12 protein-coding genes and 1 tRNA gene are annotated in these 17,975 nt (G+C 58.8%); 7 read left to right on the plus strand and 6 right to left on the minus strand.

What is annotated here, in order from left to right:
- The first annotated feature begins 80 nt into the window (after nt 1-80).
- The 5 genes from ACR0MV_RS11195 to ACR0MV_RS11215 all read left to right on the plus strand — a co-directional run bounded on the left by ACR0MV_RS11195 (nt 81) and on the right by ACR0MV_RS11215 (nt 6,070).
- The gene (locus tag ACR0MV_RS11195) at nt 81-1,667 is read left to right on the plus strand and encodes an ABC transporter substrate-binding protein (protein WP_170422945.1); all 1,587 of its coding nucleotides are present in this window, start codon (nt 81-83) and stop codon (nt 1,665-1,667) included.
- A gap of 15 nt (nt 1,668-1,682) precedes the next feature.
- The gene (locus ACR0MV_RS11200; protein WP_170466523.1) at nt 1,683-2,639 is read left to right on the plus strand and encodes an ABC transporter permease; all 957 of its coding nucleotides are present in this window, start codon (nt 1,683-1,685) and stop codon (nt 2,637-2,639) included.
- The gene (locus ACR0MV_RS11205; RefSeq protein ID WP_480702170.1) at nt 2,636-3,451 is read left to right on the plus strand and encodes an ABC transporter permease; all 816 of its coding nucleotides are present in this window, start codon (nt 2,636-2,638) and stop codon (nt 3,449-3,451) included. The genes ACR0MV_RS11200 and ACR0MV_RS11205 overlap by 4 nt, the downstream gene beginning before the upstream one ends.
- A complete protein-coding gene (locus ACR0MV_RS11210; protein WP_170422951.1) occupies nt 3,448-5,085 on the plus strand; it encodes an ABC transporter ATP-binding protein in 1,638 nt (545 codons plus the stop codon). Before ACR0MV_RS11205 ends, ACR0MV_RS11210 begins: the two co-directional genes overlap by 4 nt.
- A gap of 148 nt (nt 5,086-5,233) precedes the next feature.
- Nucleotides 5,234-6,070: an alkaline phosphatase family protein gene (locus tag ACR0MV_RS11215; RefSeq protein ID WP_170422953.1), complete on the plus strand. Its 837-nt coding sequence runs from the start codon at nt 5,234-5,236 to the stop codon at nt 6,068-6,070.
- Here ACR0MV_RS11215 and ACR0MV_RS11220 read toward each other — a convergent pair whose 3' ends face one another.
- The 4 genes from ACR0MV_RS11220 to ACR0MV_RS11235 form a co-directional block, all read right to left on the minus strand.
- Complete coding sequence (locus ACR0MV_RS11220) at nt 6,071-6,994, minus strand: alpha/beta hydrolase (protein WP_480702171.1); 924 nt, start codon at nt 6,992-6,994, stop codon at nt 6,071-6,073.
- A 12-nt stretch (nt 6,995-7,006) separates the two neighbouring features.
- The gene (locus ACR0MV_RS11225; protein WP_480702172.1) at nt 7,007-8,896 is read right to left on the minus strand and encodes an acyl-CoA synthetase; all 1,890 of its coding nucleotides are present in this window, start codon (nt 8,894-8,896) and stop codon (nt 7,007-7,009) included.
- Between the two features lie 154 nt (nt 8,897-9,050).
- A complete protein-coding gene (locus ACR0MV_RS11230; RefSeq protein ID WP_480702173.1) occupies nt 9,051-10,871 on the minus strand; it encodes an ABC transporter transmembrane domain-containing protein in 1,821 nt (606 codons plus the stop codon).
- A 127-nt stretch (nt 10,872-10,998) separates the two neighbouring features.
- Nucleotides 10,999-11,073: transfer RNA gene (locus ACR0MV_RS11235), tRNA-Gly, on the minus strand.
- Nucleotides 11,074-11,413: 340 nt separating this feature from the next.
- Here ACR0MV_RS11235 and ACR0MV_RS11240 point away from each other — a divergent pair.
- Entirely contained in the window at nt 11,414-13,303 is a 1,890-nt protein-coding gene (locus tag ACR0MV_RS11240) for a PhoX family protein (RefSeq protein WP_480702174.1), read from the plus strand.
- 55 nt (nt 13,304-13,358) lie between these two features.
- Here ACR0MV_RS11240 and ACR0MV_RS11245 read toward each other — a convergent pair whose 3' ends face one another.
- Both ACR0MV_RS11245 and ACR0MV_RS11250 read right to left on the minus strand, forming a co-directional pair.
- Nucleotides 13,359-13,925, minus strand: coding sequence for a tetratricopeptide repeat protein (locus ACR0MV_RS11245; RefSeq protein ID WP_480702175.1), 567 nt, complete (start codon nt 13,923-13,925; stop codon nt 13,359-13,361).
- Between the two features lie 30 nt (nt 13,926-13,955).
- Nucleotides 13,956-14,444 carry an Lrp/AsnC family transcriptional regulator gene (locus ACR0MV_RS11250; protein ID WP_170466548.1) on the minus strand — a complete coding sequence of 163 codons (489 nt, stop codon included), beginning with the start codon at nt 14,442-14,444 and terminating at the stop codon, nt 13,956-13,958.
- Nucleotides 14,445-14,546: 102 nt separating this feature from the next.
- Between ACR0MV_RS11250 and putA the strand changes: the two genes are divergently transcribed.
- Entirely contained in the window at nt 14,547-17,948 is a 3,402-nt protein-coding gene (putA, locus tag ACR0MV_RS11255) for a bifunctional proline dehydrogenase/L-glutamate gamma-semialdehyde dehydrogenase PutA (protein WP_480702176.1), read from the plus strand.
- Nucleotides 17,949-17,975: the final 27 nt, after the last annotated feature.

Here is a 17,975-nt window from a genome sequence, read left to right on the forward strand (position 1 = left end):
GAAATGCGCCTAGTTTTGACTCATGCGTCAATAAAAAGTCCGGCAAAGGACTGTAATCCATTCAACTGGGAGACCAATACATGAACGAACAACTCACTCACATGGCCGGTCAGGTCACAGCGGGCAAGCTTACCCGCCGCGAATTCATGGGGAAAGCGGCGGCTCTGGGTGTGTCGGCAGCGATGGCCAGCACCATGTTCGCAGACGCTGCACGCGCGGCGGGCCCCAAAAAGGGTGGCGACCTGAAGTTTGGCCTGCAAGGCGGTGAATCCACCAACTCGCTGGACCCAGCCACCTATGCCAGCTCGGTGCCGTTCCAGAACGGTAAGCAATTCGGAGACCAACTGGTTGAGGTTGCACCCGACGGGTCGATCGAACCGCGGCTCGCCGAAGCTGTCGAAGGCAGCGCAGATGCCAAAGTCTGGACGTTCAAACTGCGTCAGGGTGTCGAGTTCCACAACGGCAAGACCATGACCAGCGAAGACGTGCTGAAGACCATGCAGCGCCACTCGAACGAAGACTCCAAGTCCGGTGCCCTGGGCATCATGAAGGGCATCGAGTCGATGAAGGCCGATGGCGACAACTTCCAGGTCACGCTGACTGAACCCAACGCCGACCTTCCCTATCTGATGGCCGATTACCACCTCATCATTCAGCCGGATGGCGGTATGGACGATCCGGGTGCAGGTATCGGCACAGGACCATACAAGGTGGAAGTGAACGAGCCCGGTGTACGCCACATGTACACAAAGTTTGAAAACCACTGGAACCCTGATTTCGGCAACTTTGACAGTGTCGAAGTGATCGTCATCAACGATGCGACTGCGCGTACCGCCGCACTGCAATCCGGTCAGGTTCATGCGATCAACCGCGTTGAACCAAAAGTCGCCGATCTGCTGGGCCGCGCGCCAAACCTGACCGTGCATTCGACCGCAGGTCGCGGACACTATGTGTTCATCATGCACTGCGACACCGCACCGTTCGACAACAACGAACTGCGTCTGGCGCTTAAGCACGCCATCAACCGTCAGGACTTGGTCGACAAGGTTCTGCGCGGTTACGGCACTATTGGCAACGACATGCCAATCAACGCGGCCTACCCGCTCTTTGACGGCTCAATCCCGCAGCGCGAATTCAGCCTCGAAAAAGCGGCGGAGCACTACCAGAAGTCCGGCCATGACGGTTCGCCGATCATCCTGCGTGTTGCAGACGGCGCCTTCCCGGGTGCTGTGGATGCTGCTGCTCTGTTCCAGCAAAGCGCTGCTCAGGCGGGTATCCCGCTTGAAATCAAGCGCGAGCCAAACGATGGTTACTGGTCCGAGGTCTGGAATGTTCAGCCATTCTGTGCGTCCTACTGGGGCGGCCGTCCGGTGCAGGACCAGATGTACGCGACCGCGTACCTGTCGACTGCCGACTGGAACGACACCCGCTTCAAGATTCCGGAATTCGACGAAATGCTGTTCGCGGCACGCGCCGAACTGGACAACGACAAACGCAAGGACATCTACAGCAAGATGGGCATGATGGTCCGCGATCAAGGCGGTCTGATCTGCCCGATGTTCAACGACTTTGTCGAGGGTGTTACCAATCAGCTCGAAGGTTGGGAAAACGATCCCACCCAAGAGATGATGAACGGCAATATGTCCCGCAAAATGTGGTTCTCCTGATAGGGCCCACAGTTAATGCATCCTATCATCAAACTGGTTTCCCAGCGCCTGGCGCTGGGACTCCTGCTTCTCTTCGGTGCATCGGCTCTGATATTCGGCCTCACCGAAGCCCTGCCCGGCGACGCTGCGCAAGCGGTCCTGGGTCAAGCTGCAACCCCTGAAGCGCTGGCAAACCTGCGCGAAGAAATGGGCCTGAACCGCCCGGCCCTGACCCGCTATTTTGAATGGCTGGGTGGCATCCTGCAGGGCGATCTGGGTCAATCCCTTACAAACAAGCTGGATATTGCGGATTCGATCGGCAACCGTCTGGGCAACACTCTGTTTCTGGCGTTCTGGGCCGCAATCGTATCGGTTCCACTTGCCATCTTCCTCGGCCTGCTGGCCGTCCGCTATCGCAATCGCTGGCCGGACAAGCTGATTTCAGCTGTGACCTTGACCACGATTTCCATCCCCGAATTCCTGATCGGTTACGTTCTGGTCTATTTCGTTGCTGTTAAGCTGGGCATGTTCTCGCCTCTGGCGATGATCAACGACAGCATGTCCTTCGGACAAAAACTGAATTCTATCGCCCTACCAGTCATCGTGCTGACGCTGGTCGTTCTCGCACATATGATGCGCATGACTCGCGCGGCAATCCTGAACGTGATGCAGTCGGCCTATGTCGAAACAGCCGAACTGAAAGGCCTGAGCAATTTTCAGGTCATCTACCGCCACGCTTTCCCCAACGCGGTTGCGCCTATCGTTAACGTGGTGATGCTGAACCTGGCATACCTGGTTGTCGGCGTCGTCGTGGTTGAGGTGGTGTTCGTTTATCCCGGCATGGGGCAGTACCTGGTGGACCACGTGACCAAGCGTGACGTGCCGGTGGTTCTGGCCTGCGGCGTGATCTTCGCTGCTATCTACATCGGACTGAACATGATTGCAGACATCGTTGCCATTCTGGCCAACCCAAGGCTGAGGCATCCGAAATGAAGAATATCCCAATCTCTGCAATGATCGGGCTGGCCTTCACAGCCCTGTACTTCATCATCGCCATTTTCGCGCCTGTGCTGGCCCCCTATGGCATGGCCGAGGTCGTCGGCGACGTGTGGGAGCCGTCCAGTTCGCAATTCTGGCTGGGCACCGACAACATTGGCCGCGATCTTCTCAGCCGTATGATCTATGGCGGGCGCACGACGATCTTTATTGCCACCGCTGCGACCATCCTCAGCTTTGTAACAGGTTCGATCCTTGGCTTTCTGGCCGCTGTTCTGGGCGGCTGGGCTGATCAGGTCATGTCACGTGCCGTGGATCTGATCATGTCGATCCCGACACTGATCTTTGCGCTTGTGGTTCTGGCGATGGTGCCGGTCACCGTTCCCGTCCTGATCATCGTCATGGGTTTGCTGGACTCAACCCGCGTTTACCGACTGGCCCGTGCCGTGGCCGTGGATATTGCCGTGATGGACTATGTCGAGGCTGCAAAGCTGCGCGGCGAAGGTCAGGTCTGGATCATCTTCCGGGAAATCCTGCCCAACGCGCTGTCTCCGCTGGTTGCGGAATTGGGCCTGCGGTTCATCTTCATGGTTTTGTTTGTCTCAACCCTGTCTTTCCTTGGTCTGGGCGTTCAACCGCCTCTGGCCGACTGGGGTGGCATCGTGAAGGAAAACAAGGATGGCATCGTCTATGGCATTGGCGCGGCGCTTTACCCCGCTGTGGCTATCGCGACGCTGGCTATCTCGGTCAACCTTGTCGCTGACTGGGTTCTGAACCGTACCACATCGCTGAAAGGAGGTCGGGGATGAGTGATACCCTTCTCAAGGTCCGCGACCTAAAGATTGGCGCGACCGTCTATCCGCCGGGTGAAAAACCCCATGACATCGAAATCGTGCACGGGGTCAGCTTTGACCTCGAGCGCGGCAAGGTGCTGGGCCTGATTGGTGAATCGGGGGCCGGGAAATCCACGATCGGTCTGGCCTCGATGGCCTATGGCCGTGGCGGTGTGAAAATCACCGGGGGCGAGGTCTGGGTCAACGGGCGCGATATACTGAAAACTTCGCATGGCGATATCCGCAAGCTGCGCGGTGGCGAGGTCACCTATGTGTCCCAATCCGCCGCGGCGTCCTTCAACCCAGCCAAAAAGATCATGGATCAGGTCGTTGAGGCTGCGGTCGAGCAAAAGAAGTTCAGCCGTAAAGAGGCCGAGGGCCGTGCACGTGAACTGTTCGCCAAACTGGGTCTGCCCGACCCTGACAATATTGGCGACCGTTACCCGCACCAGGTTTCGGGTGGTCAGCTGCAGCGCTGTATGACGGCACTGGCGCTGTGTCCCGAGCCCGATCTGGTGGTGTTCGACGAACCCACCACGGCTTTGGACGTGACCACGCAGATCGACGTTCTCATGGCGATCAAAGAGGCCATCGCCGACACTGGCGTTGCTGCCCTGTACATCACCCACGACCTTGCCGTTGTCGCTCAGGTCAGCGACGACATCATGGTTCTGCGGATGGGCAACACGGTCGAATACGGCACCACCGATCAGATCATCAACAACCCGCAAGAGGAATACACTCAGGCGCTGGTCTCGGTCCGCTCGATCGAACACGAAGAAAAGCAGCCCACACCGGAACCGGTGCTGAGCGTTGACGGCATCACCGCGCGCTATAAGGGGCTGAATTTCGACGTATTGCACAACGTCAATGTCGAGCTTCATCCGGGGCAGACGCTGGCCGTCGTGGGCGAGTCCGGTTCGGGCAAGTCGACGCTGGCACGGGTGATCACCGGCCTGCTGCCGCCGCGCGATGGTGAGATCAATTTCGCCGGGCGCAAGCTCAGCCCTGATCTGGCCGGGCGCACGCGCGAAGACCTGCGCGAGCTGCAAATGATCTATCAGATGGCCGACGTCGCGATGAACCCACGTCAGACCGTTGGCACGATCATCGGTCGTCCGTTGGAGTTCTACTTCAACATGCGCGGGTCCGAAAAACGCAAGCGGATCATCGAACTGTTGGATGAGATCGAGTTGGGTGAGAAGTTCATCGATCGCTATCCCGCAGAACTGTCCGGTGGCCAGAAACAGCGTGTGTGCATCGCGCGGTCGCTGGCGGCCAAGCCCAAGATGATCATCTGCGATGAGGTCACCTCGGCGCTCGATCCTCTTGTTGCGGACGGCATTCTGAAACTGCTGTTGGATCTGCAAAAGATCGAGGATGTGGCCTATCTGTTCATCACCCACGATCTGGCGACGGTTCGCGCGATCAGCGACAGTATCGCGGTGATGTATCAGGGACGCGTGGTCCGCTATGGCCCCAAGTCGCAGGTGCTGAGCCCACCGTTCGATGACTATACCGATCTACTTCTGAGCTCGGTGCCGGAAATGCACCTGGGCTGGCTGGAAGAGGTCGTCGCCCACCGCAAGATGGAGAGCGCAGGGAACTGATCGCTTCGTGACAGTTCGATGAAAATTCGAAATCCCGGCGCCTTGTTGAATGACAGGTGTCGGGATTTTGCTATTGGGGGCGCGAACGGGCAGGACTGTTGGTTCGAATCCCATAGGGTCGCCGCATATCAGAACAAAAGGCCGGAACATGGACCGTAAACTACTTCTCATCATTCTGGACGGCGTTCCGTGGCGCAATTTCCGTCGCTTGTTTGGCAACCTTGAAGGTTGGGTCGACAGCGGCGAAGCGCGGGTCTGGAAAATGCGTGCGGTCCTGCCGTCGACCTCGGCCAGTTGCTATGCCTCGATCCATACCGGCGTCACCCCTCAGGAACACGGCTGCACCGGCAACGGCAACGTATTCCGGCTAGACCACAAAGACGTGTTCAGCCAGGTGCGCGAAGTCGGCGGCGTGACCGGAGCCGTCACCCACAGCTATTGGTCGCAATTCTTCAATCGCCATCCCTTCGATTACGTCCGCGATATCGAGTATGACGAGCCAGAGAGCAAGACGATCAACCACGGCCGTTTCCACACGATGACCGGCTATGGGAAGGCCAACCAGATGACGCCGTCCGACGTCGACCTGTACGGCACGCTGACCAACCTGTGTCTGCGGTTTGGGTTGGACTACGGCATTCTGCATACCTGCACGCTGGACAGTATGGGGCATCGATTCTTCCACGACTGCGAAGAAATGGATCACGCCTGTTTTGTTGCCGACGAAATGCTGGCGCCCTTCATCCCCCGCTGGCGGCAATTGGGATATGAGGTGATCGTAACCGCCGATCACGGCCAGGACGAACGTGGCCACCATGGCGGTCGCAGCGCGCTGCAACAGGAGACCGCGCTTTACTACTTTGGCGACGCCGAAGGTCCTGAGGTCGACACAGTGATCGACCAATTGCAACTTGCACCAACGATTCTGGACCGGATGGGTGCACCGATCGCCGAAACGATGAAAGCACAACCGTTCCTGAAGTAATCAGTCGTAGGGCCAGATACTCTGGCCTAGCGCCTCGATGGCGACCGAAATCCTCTCAAAGCTTTCTGCGGCGCGCTTCACACTGGTGCGCGCGCGCAGATAACCGTGGACAAGGCCAGGTTCGTTGATCCAATGCGCCTGCCCACCTGCGGCAGTGATCTTGCCGCAATAGCTGGGCCCGTCATCTCGCAGCGGGTCGCAATCCGCAGTCACCACAACGGTCGGCGGCAGGTCCGAGAAATCGGTATCGTGGAGCGGCGCAAAGGTCGGGTCACTATCCGGAATATTGCCGCCGCAACGGACTTTCTCATAGAAACGAACTTCGTCCAGTGTCAAAAGCGGCGCGTGGGCGTGTTCGACATACGATCCTTTCGATGTATCTCCGCCCAGTCCGGGATAGATTAGCACCTGGCCTAGAAAATTGCCCAGCCGTCCTCGACCATGATGCGCTACAGCCGCGGCAAGATTTCCACCGGCGCTGTCCCCGGCAAGGACAATCGGATCGCCGAATTCCTGTACGACCCAATTCGTTGCAGTCCAGCTATCCTGAAACTGCGCCGGATGGACATGTTCGGGGCACAGGCGATAATCCACCGCTACAACCCTGTACCCGGTTTGCGCGCAGATCTCTGCACAAACGTCATCGTGGCTGTCCAGACCACCAACTACAAAACCGCCTCCGTGAAAGTAGATTACAGTTCTGGTGGGGTTTCCTGCGGTGTAGACGCGAACAGGCACGCCATCGGCGTGCCTGTCCTGTGTTTCAACCCCCGGCGGGCGAGGTTGGCGAAAGTCCTTGCACATCGCGTCATACACGCCGCGCTGATATTCGATCGACAAGTCGACCGCATCATCAGGATAGCTTTCAGCCGTTCGTTTTATGAACGCCCAGGTTTCTTCATCAATCAGACGTTCATAATCCATGTCCCCTCCCGGTCAGGCAGCCCATTCCCACGGCCGGGTATACGTTCCCAGCACTTTGCTGACATCGTCCTCGGAGGAACCGTTCGCGTCAAGCTGCGCGACAAGCCCACGTTTCTTGTCGTCGGTCACCGACACCACGCGCGCGCCTAGACCGGCCTCTTCCAACGCACCGTTGTAGATGCGCGTGATGGCCTGTTTACGCAGCTCAGGCTTAAAGACCTTGCCAACTGCGGTTTTTGGCAATTCGTCCAAAATGGTCATGTGCTTGGGCTGTGCTGCACGCTCGTGGACATGCACGCCGCAATATTCCATCAGTTCCTTTTCGGTCACCGAGGCACCATCGACCAGTTCAACAAAGGCACAAGGGACTTCGCCCGCGTAGGGATCAGGCTGTCCGATGGCACCGGCAAAGGCCACAGCATCGTGCCCCAGCAGCGCCTCTTCGATCTCGGCGGGGTCAATGTTGTGACCGCCACGAATGATCAGATCCTTGGCGCGGCCGGTGATCCAAAGATAGCCATCTTCGTCGAACCGACCCAGATCGCCTGTGCGCAGGTACTTGTCGAAATGGTACAGATCAACGTTCTTGTCGGCCTCGGTGTAGGTGTTGCCCGCGTAGACACCGGGGTTCGAAATGCAGATCTCACCGATTTCATCCGCACCGCATTCTTTCGGACCGTCCGGTCCATCCTGCAGGATTTTTACATCCGTGTAGGGGAACGGAATACCGATCGAGCCGATCTTCTTTTCGCCATCCACCGGGTTGCAGGACACCAGACAGGTCGCCTCGGTCAGGCCATAGCCTTCGACGATGGTGACGCCAGTTGCCTCTTCGAACCGCCGGAACAGTTCGACCGGAAGCGGGGCCGAGCCCGAGAAGGCCGTTTTTACGCTTGAGATATCTGCGTCTACCGGACGCTGCATCTTGGCCGCAATTGCGGTTGGAACAGTGATGATAAACGTCACCTTCCAACGTTCGATCAGCTTCCAGAAATTGTCGAATACGCCGTCACCGCGATACCCTGCAGGTGTCGGGAAGATCACGTGTGCACCAGACGACACCGCCGCCATCATGATTACATGCACCGCGAATACGTGGAACATGGGCAGTGGACACATGATCACGTCTTCGTCCGAGAACAGCAGCGTGTGGCCAAGCCAACCATTGTAGATCAGGCCCGAGTATTTGTGCTGCGCAACTTTCGGCATACCGGTCGTCCCGCCGGTATGGAAATAACAGGCAACGCGATCTTCCTTGCTGTCCTCAAACGTCAGCGTGGTCGGCTGTTTAGCCAGTTCTTTGTTGAAATTCTTGTAGTCTGCGTGCGCCAGTTTCTCCTTGTCGCCCATTTTCGGACGCAGGAACGGCACCAGCCAGGACTTTGGCGGGGTCAGATATCGGTTGAGGTCAATCTCGAGGATGGTTTTGACATTTGGCGCATGCCGCACCGCCTCTTCGACCTTTTGTGCCACATCCGTTTTCGGGAATGACTTGAGCGTCACGACCACCTTGGCCCCGGTCTCGCGCAGGATCGCAGCGATCTGTTCGGGCTCTAGCAGCGGGTTGATCGGGTTCACGATACCGGCGACCGCGCCGCCCATCATAGTGACCAGTGTTTCGTTACAGTTTGGCAGCACATAAGCTACTACGTCTTTTTCACCGATGCCCAATGACCGGAACAGGTTTGCGGCCTGATTGACCTTGCCCAGCAGCTGCGACCACGTCAGCGTCTCTGCCTTGTCCGTCGGACCGGACAACAGCTGAAAACTGACCGCATTACTGTTTGGGAATTTGCCCGCCGTACGCGACAGCAACTGGTGGAATGTGACCGGAACATCCCGATCTTCCCACGACATTTCCTGCTCAATCCTCGCCTTGTCTTCCAAACCCACAAAGGCCATGTGGCTCCTCCCTGTTCTTCTCCCACGTCTCGCGCGGTTGTCTCCTCAAGCAAGATGGGATCAAAACCGCGCAGGTGCAAGCGACGGGTTAGTGGTGCGATGGTCGATTTTGTAGTGTTACGCAGCGACGCGCGGCGATTTCCCTCGCGTAAGCTTATTCTGCCGCAACGCCGTCGGTGAATTGCAGGCGCGCAAGACGGGCGTAAAGACCATCCTGATCCACCAGATCCTCGTGGGTGCCCTGCGCCACGATCTGCCCGGCCTCCATAACCACAATCCGGTCTGCCTTTTTCACGGTCGCAAGACGGTGGGCCACGATCAGCGTGGTGCGCCCTGCCCGCATCTGGTCGACGGCGCCCTGCACCGCGCGTTCGCTTTCGGCATCCAGCGCCGAGGTCGCCTCGTCCAGCAGCAGAACTGGCGCGTCACGCAGAATGGCGCGGGCGATGGCGATCCGCTGTTTCTGACCACCCGACAGCATCACACCGCGTTCACCGACAAAGCTGTCATACCCTTCGGGCAGCTTCGAGATGAACTCATGCGCAGCCGCGGCGCGCGCGGCGGCTTCAACCTCGGCATCGGTTGCGTCCAGACGTCCGAACCGAATGTTCTCACGAGCCGACGCAGCAAAAATGATCGGATCTTGCGGTACCAAAGCCATGTGTTGGCGGAAATCGGACCGGTCCAGATCGCGCAGGTCGACGCCATCCAGACTGACATGGCCAATATCGGGATCGTAGAACCGCTGGATCATCTGGATGACCGTCGTTTTACCGGCACCGGACGGGCCGACGAAGGCGACGGTTTCACCCGGTTTGATCGACAGGCTCAGCTGGTCCAAGGCGACGACATCAGGCCGGGCCGGGTAGTGGAAGGTGACATTGTCGAACCGAATTTCACCGCGCACGGGCGACGGCAGCGATGCCGCTTTTGCGGGATCGGTTACAGTATCCTCGGCATTCAGCAACTCGACCAATCGCTCGGTCGCACCCGCTGCGCGTTGCAATTCGCTCCAGATTTCGGACAGGGCGGCGACGGAACCGGCCATGATGATCGAGTAGATCACGAACTGAATCAGAACGCCTTCGGTCATGACCCCGTCGCGGACATCATTTGCGCCCATCCAGAGCACGCCGACGATCCCAGAAAAGACCAAGAAGATCACGATCACAGTCAGCACAGCACGGGTCTGAATACGCCGCAGCGAGACGATGTACGAGGTCTCGGTCATATCGCCGAACTGCTTGCGGCTGGCCTGCTCATGGGTAAAGGCTTGGACGGTCTGCACCGCGCCCAAAGCCTCGCCCGCATTTCCGGAGGAAGCTGCGATCCAATCCTGGTTCTCCCGGCTGATCACCCGAAGGCGGCGGCCGAGAACCAGAATTGGGACAACCACGACCGGGATCAGCAATAGCACCATTCCGGTCAGTTTGGCCGAGGTCAGCAGCATCAGAACCAGCCCGCCGACGAACATGAGCAGATTGCGCAGCGCGATCGAGACTGACGATCCCAGAACAGACTGAATCAGTGTGGTGTCAGTCGTAATCCGGCTGAGCACTTCGCCGGTCATAATACGTTCATAAAATTCAGGGCTCATCCCGATTACGCGGTCGAACACAGCTTTGCGAATGTCAGCGACGACGCGCTCTCCCAGCCGGGTGACGAGGGCATAGCGGATCCCCGTCCCGACTGCCAAAACGGCGGCAATGACCAGAGCTGCAAGAAAGTACCAATCCAGCAGCTCGCCATCCTCGATGCGAAAGTTATCGACAACGCGGCGAACTGCCAGTGGCAGAGTCAACGTCATGCTGGCCGTCAAAACCAGCGCCAACGTCGCGCCGATCATCAGCAGGCGATAAGGCTTCATGAACGGCCAAAGAGAAGACAAAACGCCAATTTTCCGCGATCCCGCGCGCTCTTCCGTCGCGCCGGGTGCAGATTTGCCCTTGGAGTTGGCTGAGGCAGAGTTCGCCATATTCGGCCCTTACGTCGTGTTCGCACTAAAGTTCCCGCTTCTTGGCGACCGTCGCCAGCGGGGTCAAGAACCACAATATACACCCCTTACAAAAAGGGCCATTTGACGCAGAATTTGGGGGCTGACTTGGAGCGGGCGGCGGGAATCGAACCCGCTTCATCAGCTTGGAAGGCTGAGGTAATAGCCAGTATACGACGCCCGCTCAGCGTTGGCTGGTTTATGCGATGCGTCAGATGCCGTCAAGCGCCGTTCGAAAGCAGATTTCAAATTCATTGCAGCCACAAGTTTCAATCTGTCATGCGCGCTGCCCCTTGAATTCACCAAGTTGCGCGGGATGATTGGTTGCCCTGCGACCGAATGGCACCGCATCGTGATTTTCAAACCGATTTCTGCGCTGATACATTGATTTTCATACCAAAAACCAAAAGCGAATTTGAACACCAGTGACCCGTCCTAAATCCTTCATGCAACCGTTACGAACCTGTCACAAAGAGTCCCTAAGTCGCGTTCACCAAATTCACTCAGACAGCCAGGAGCTATCCATGAAAGACGTTGATTCGACCAACCTGTCCGCCGACGATTGGGACGAGCTGCACTTCCCCCGCCCCGAGGAAAACGACTTTGACCGCGTTGTCGAAAGCGCAATTTCCCGCCGTGGGTTCCTGGGTGGCGTTCTGGCGTTTGGCTCAGGCGCGGCCGTTATGGGCACTGGCCTGCTCAGCTCGACCTCGGCGCAGGCGGCAGAAGCGTCGCGCTTTGCCTTCAAGCCGATCGCTGCACAAACCGACGGCACGGTGCATGTACCTGAAGGATACGAATGGAAGGTCATGACGCGTTGGGGCGATCCGCTGTTCTCGGACGCGGACGGCTATGACATCACCGAGGGTGGCCCGGTCGAAAAATCGGACCGAATCTTTGGTGAAAATACCGATGGCATGGAGACATTCTCGTTCCAGGGTCACGAGCTGATCGCGATCAACCACGAGTATCCAAATCGCAAGATCAACATGCCGGCTGCGCAGGAAGGTGTTCCCGCCAACGCTGATGATGTTCTGAAACTGCAAAACATTCAGGGCGTTACCGTGATGGAAATCGCCGAAGGCCCCGACGGTTGGTCGGTTGTCAAAGACAGCCCCTTCAACCGCCGCATCCACCACAACACTCCGATGAAAATCGTTGGTCCTGCCGCGGGTCACGACCTGCTGAAGACCGAGGCCGATCCGACCGGTACCGCGTCTCTGGGTACAATGAACAACTGTGGTGCGGGCAAGACGCCCTGGGGCACGTATCTGACCTGCGAAGAGAACTTTAACGGTTACTTCGGCTCGTCGAACGAAAACGCCAGCTACGAGCAAGCGGTTGCAGACGGCTTCAAGCGTTATGGCGTCAAAGCCGAAAGCTGGAACGGATATGAACTGTTCGACCCGCGTTTCGACACGTCGAAAAACCCCAACGAACCGCACCGCGCGGGGTGGATCGTTGAAATCGACCCAACCAAACCGGACAGCACTCCGGTCAAGCACACCGGTCTGGGCCGTTTCAAGCACGAGAATGCCGAGGTGACCCTGGCTGCTGATGGCCGCGTGGTTGTCTACATGGGCGATGATGAGCGGGGCGAGTACCTGTACAAGTTCGTCTCGAACGGCACCTATCAGCCGGGCGGCGAAACCGAGAGCCTGCTGAACGACGGAACGCTTTATGTCGCCAAGTTCAACGACGACGCCACTGGCGAATGGCTGGCTCTGACCCCGGAAACCACCGGCATGGAACAAGCCGAGATTTCGATCTTCACCCGTATGGCGGCCTCCAAGGTCGGCGGCACCACCATGGACCGCCCCGAGTGGGTGGCCTCCAGCCCTGTTGCGGTCGAGGCCTATTGCTGCCTGACCAACAACAAGAACCGCGGCGTAAAGCCGAATGCTGGCGGTGACGACACCTCGGTCAACGGTCCGAACCCGCGCGAGGCCAATAAGTACGGCCAGATCGTGCGCTGGCGTCCGGCCAACGACGACCACGCCGCCGAAGGGTTCGACTGGGATCTGTATGTCATGGCAGGCAACCCGACCGTGCACTCGGATGCCCGCGCCGGATCAGCGAATGTGAACGAGGGTAACCTGTTCAACTCGCCCGATGGCATGGTCATCGACTCGACCGGCCTGATCTGGATCCAGACAGACGGCAATGACGACAACGAGGAAGACTTCGCAGGAAACGGCAACAACCAGATGCTGGTTGGCGATCCGATCACCGGCGAGATTGCGCGCTTCATGACCGGCCCGAACGGCTGTGAAGTCACCGGCCTGGCCTGGTCCAGCGACCTGCGCACCATGTTTGTCGGAATTCAGCACCCCGGCAGCAACTGGCCCGATGGTGGTACGCCGCGTTCGTCGGTGATCGCGATCAAGCGCGCTGATAACGGTCTGGTCGGTTAAGCCGAACCAAAACGAAACGCCCCCGGCCTTTACGGTTTCGGGGGCGTTTTTCGTTTCAGATGTCCTCACCGGACAATGCCAGCGGCCCACCCTTTGCCATCAGGTGGCGTTCGGAAAGCCACGGGTTCAATTCCAAAGCCTGCGAGAGAGCCTCGCGCGCTTCATCAATGCGCTGAAGGCCCAGCAAGGTCAGTGCGCGACCGCTGATCGCTGCCACATGATTGGGTGACAGCTCGATAGCCTTGTCCAGATCAGGAAGGGCAGATTGGAAATCCTGCCGCAGGTAGTGGGCAAAGGCCCGTTGGTTGTACCCTTCTGCATAGGTTGGGCAATAGGCGATCAGCTTGTCAAAATCCTCGATCGCCCCCAACAGGTCCCATGCGTTTCGGCGTGTCATTCCCCGATCCAGCACCGCCTGAGCCTGCTCGTCCGGGGCATCGGTCCAAAACTCCCACAATTGACTAGACAAGGCACGCGCGCCCTGTTCGGAATTGGCCGATTGGATTTGCGCCAAGACTGCAGACACATCTGCGGTATGATCGGGTGATACGGGGCAGTCCTGAGCATGGGCCGCAAACGCGGTCAGCACACAAAAGACATGGGCATAAGCTAAGCGTTTCATACGCCAATGGTGACCCGTGGAGGGCGTTCGTCAACCTATCGTATCCAAAGCACCGGACACGCCGGTTTCCTTCACGGCCTCCATCGCCACGAAGGTAGAGGTGCTGGCGACATGCGGCAGGGATGAGATTTTCTCGGCCAGTACCGCACGATATTCCGACATCGAACCGGTGCGGATCTTCAAAAGATAGTCGAAATTTGACGCGATCATATGAGCTTGCTCGATTTCCGGTACTTTGCGCACGGCGGCGTTGAACTCGGCCAACGCCTTCTCACGCGTGTCGGTCAGGCGGACCTCAACAAAAGCCACGTGATCCAACCCGAGGCGAATGGGGTCCAGCATGGCCCGGTATCCAGTGATGATCCCATCGGCCTCAAGACGCTTGACCCGCGCTTGCGTCGGGGACTTGGACAGCCCGATACGCCTTGCAAGGTCCGCGACGGGGATGCGGCCATCCTCTGCCAGAATAGTCAGAATTGACCTGTCGAACCGGTCTAACTCCGGAAAGTCCTTTTGCATCGTTTGAGCCCCAAAATTCAGGCTGAACGCCTATCATTCTCCTAATTTAAGTCCATCGACCCGGAAAATCGACACTATATTACTCAAAAGACCGGAGGATTTATGTCACACAGCCTGCGCACCCATATCGATGGCCAAACCTATGCAGATCAGTCTGCCGTCCTTGACGCACTGATCCTGCAAGCTGACCTGAGTGATTCTGATCGCGCCGCAATCTGCGCGACAGCGGCGCAATTGGTACGGGACATCCGGTCCAGCACCTCGCCAGGCATGATGGAGGTCTTTCTGGCCGAATACGGCCTGTCCACTGACGAAGGCGTCGCGCTGATGTGCTTGGCCGAAGCACTGCTGCGGGTCCCCGACGCCGATACGATCGACGCGCTGATCGAAGATAAGATCGCGCCGTCCGACTGGGGGAAACACCTTGGGCAATCGTCGTCCTCTTTGGTCAATGCATCCACCTGGGCGCTGATGCTGACTGGCAAAGTACTGGACGAAGACAAGACCTCTCCGGTCGGTGTATTGCGCGGTGCCATCAAGCGGCTGGGCGAACCGGTGATCCGCACCGCCGTCGGGCGCGCGATGAAAGAAATGGGTCGCCAGTTCGTGCTAGGCGAAACGATTCAGTCCGCCATGGACCGCGCCAGCGGGATGGAGGCCAAGGGCTACACTTATTCCTATGACATGCTGGGCGAAGCCGCCCGGACCGAAGCAGATGCCGCGCGCTATCACCTGTCTTACTCGCGGGCGATTGCTGCCATTGCCGAGGCCTGCACCCACGATGACATCCGCGCCAACCCGGGGATCTCCGTCAAGCTGTCGGCGCTGCATCCACGCTATGAGTTGGCGCAGGAAGACCGTGTGATGGACGAACTGGTGCCGCGGCTGCGCGCACTGGCCCTGCTGGCTAAAGCGGCGGGTATGGGCCTGAACGTGGACGCCGAAGAGGCCGACCGCCTATCGTTGTCCCTGCAGGTCATTGAGGCGGTAATCGCCGAGCCTGCTCTGACCGGCTGGGATGGTTTGGGCATTGTGGTTCAGGCCTATGGTCCGCGTGCCGGGGTCGTTCTGGATACGCTGTACGAAATGGCTGAACGTCACGACCGCAAACTGATGGTTCGGCTGGTGAAAGGTGCCTATTGGGATACCGAGATCAAGCGCGCCCAGGTCGAGGGCGTCGATGGCTTCCCCGTATTCACCCGCAAGGCCGCGACGGATATCTCGTACATCGCCAATGCCCGCAAACTGCTGGGCATGACGGACCGGATTTATCCGCAATTCGCCACTCATAATGCGCATACCGTCAGTGCAATCCTGAATATGGCGGATGACCAGCCATACGAATTCCAACGCCTGCACGGCATGGGCGAGACCCTGCATCAACTGGTCAAAGACCAAAACAACACGCGCTGTCGAATTTATGCTCCGGTCGGGGCGCATCGGGATCTGCTGGCCTATCTGGTGCGGCGATTGCTCGAGAACGGGGCGAACTCGTCCTTCGTGAACCAAATCGTGGATGAGACTGTTCCGCCAGAGGACGTTGCGGCGGATCCGTTCCTGACCCTGAAGGAGCAGACCCGGCCCCTGCCAACTGGCCCGGACCTGTTCCAGCCGGAAAGAAAGAACTCTAAAGGGTTCGATCTGCACCATACCCCAACGCTGGACAGAATCGATGCCGCGCGAGATGCGTTCCGGGCGCACCATTGGTATGCACAGCCGTTATTGTCCGGCGATGCAAACCCGGAACAGGATCAAGCCGTTACCAACCCTGCGCAACCGCAGGACCGTCCTGGCGCTGTCGCCCCGGCCAGTGCAGCAGACGTGGAGCTTGCGCTGGCGTCTGCCTCTCCATGGCAAACACCACCAGCTGACCGATGCCGCATCCTGAACGCGGCGGCCGATTTGTATGAGGCACATTTTGGCGAGCTTATCGCCCTGCTCGCGCGCGAGGCAGGAAAAACCGTTCCCGACGCGGTGGCTGAGCTGCGCGAGGCGGTCGATTTCCTGCGCTATTACGCGGCGAATATCCCCGAGGCCGAACCGGCAGGCATCTTCACCTGCATCAGCCCGTGGAACTTTCCGTTGGCGATTTTCACCGGGCAAATCTCTGCTGCCTTAGCCACTGGAAATGCGGTTCTTGCGAAACCCGCGCCACAAACGCCCCTGATCGCTCACCGGGCCGTCCAACTCTTGCACGAAGCTGGTATCCCCCGCGACACGCTGCAGCTGCTGCCCGGGGGCCCTGCGGTCGGCGCCGCGCTGACGTCAGACCCGCGCGTCTCGGGCGTGGCCTTCACCGGGTCCACTGCGACCGCAATGAAAATCCGCGCAGCCATGGCCGACCACATGCGCCCCGGCACGCCGCTGATCGCCGAGACCGGCGGTTTGAACGCGATGATCGTGGACAGCACCGCCCTGCCCGAACAAGCCGTTCAGTCGATCATTGAAAGTGCGTTTCAGTCAGCCGGGCAACGCTGCTCAGCCTTGCGCTGCCTTTATGTACAAGAGGACATCGCCGATGACCTGCTCACCATGCTTACCGGTGCGATGGAGGTCCTGCAGCTGGGCGACCCGTGGTTGATCTCAACCGATTGCGGCCCGGTCATCGACGAGGCCGCGCGGCAAGGTATCGCAGATCACATCGCAAAGGCGCGGGCCGAGGGGCGCGTACTGAAAGAGATGCCCACACCGCCCGAAGGGACGTTCATTGCACCGACCTTGATCGAAATTCCCGGAATCGCGGCGCTTGAACATGAGATATTCGGACCGGTTCTGCACGTCGTGCGGTTCAAAGCCTCTGACATCGATCAGGTCATCGCGGACATCAACGCAACCGGGTACGGATTGACGTTTGGCCTGCACACGCGGATCGACGATCGCGTTCAGCACATCACCGAAGCGGTGCATGCTGGAAATATCTACGTCAATCGTAACCAGATCGGAGCGATTGTGGGGTCTCAACCTTTTGGGGGCGAAGGTCTGTCAGGCACCGGACCCAAAGCAGGCGGTCCAAACTACATGACCCGATTCTGCGCCCCCAACCGGCAGCAGGTCGCCGCGCAATGGGACAACACCATGAGCGAATTGCCAGATGCTCAGGGGTCGCCGGCGCCGGTGCAAACCAAATCTCTGCCCGGCCCGACTGGGGAATCCAACCGGTTGAGCGAATTTCCCCTTGCCCCGTTGTTGTGCATGGGCCCTGGCCCTGATGCGGCGCGCGCGCAAGCCCAAGCTGTTGAGGCCTTGGGGGGCACTGCCATTCAGGCAACCGGCACTTTGGATTTGCACAGGCTAGAGAACGTGGCCGGAATCTCGGGCGTTCTTTGGTGGGGAGACGAAGATACAGCAGCGGAGATCGAACGCCATCTGGCCCGCCGCGCCGGTCCGATCCTGCCGCTGATCCCCGGGCTGCCTGACCGCAGCCGTGTGCTGGGCGAACGCCACGTCTGCGTTGATACCACAGCCGCGGGCGGCAACGCCGCTTTGTTGGGTGGTGCGGCGTAAGCATACCTTGACGCTGGGCCGGGAAAA

The organism is Ruegeria sp. BC3 (assembly GCF_056539265.1).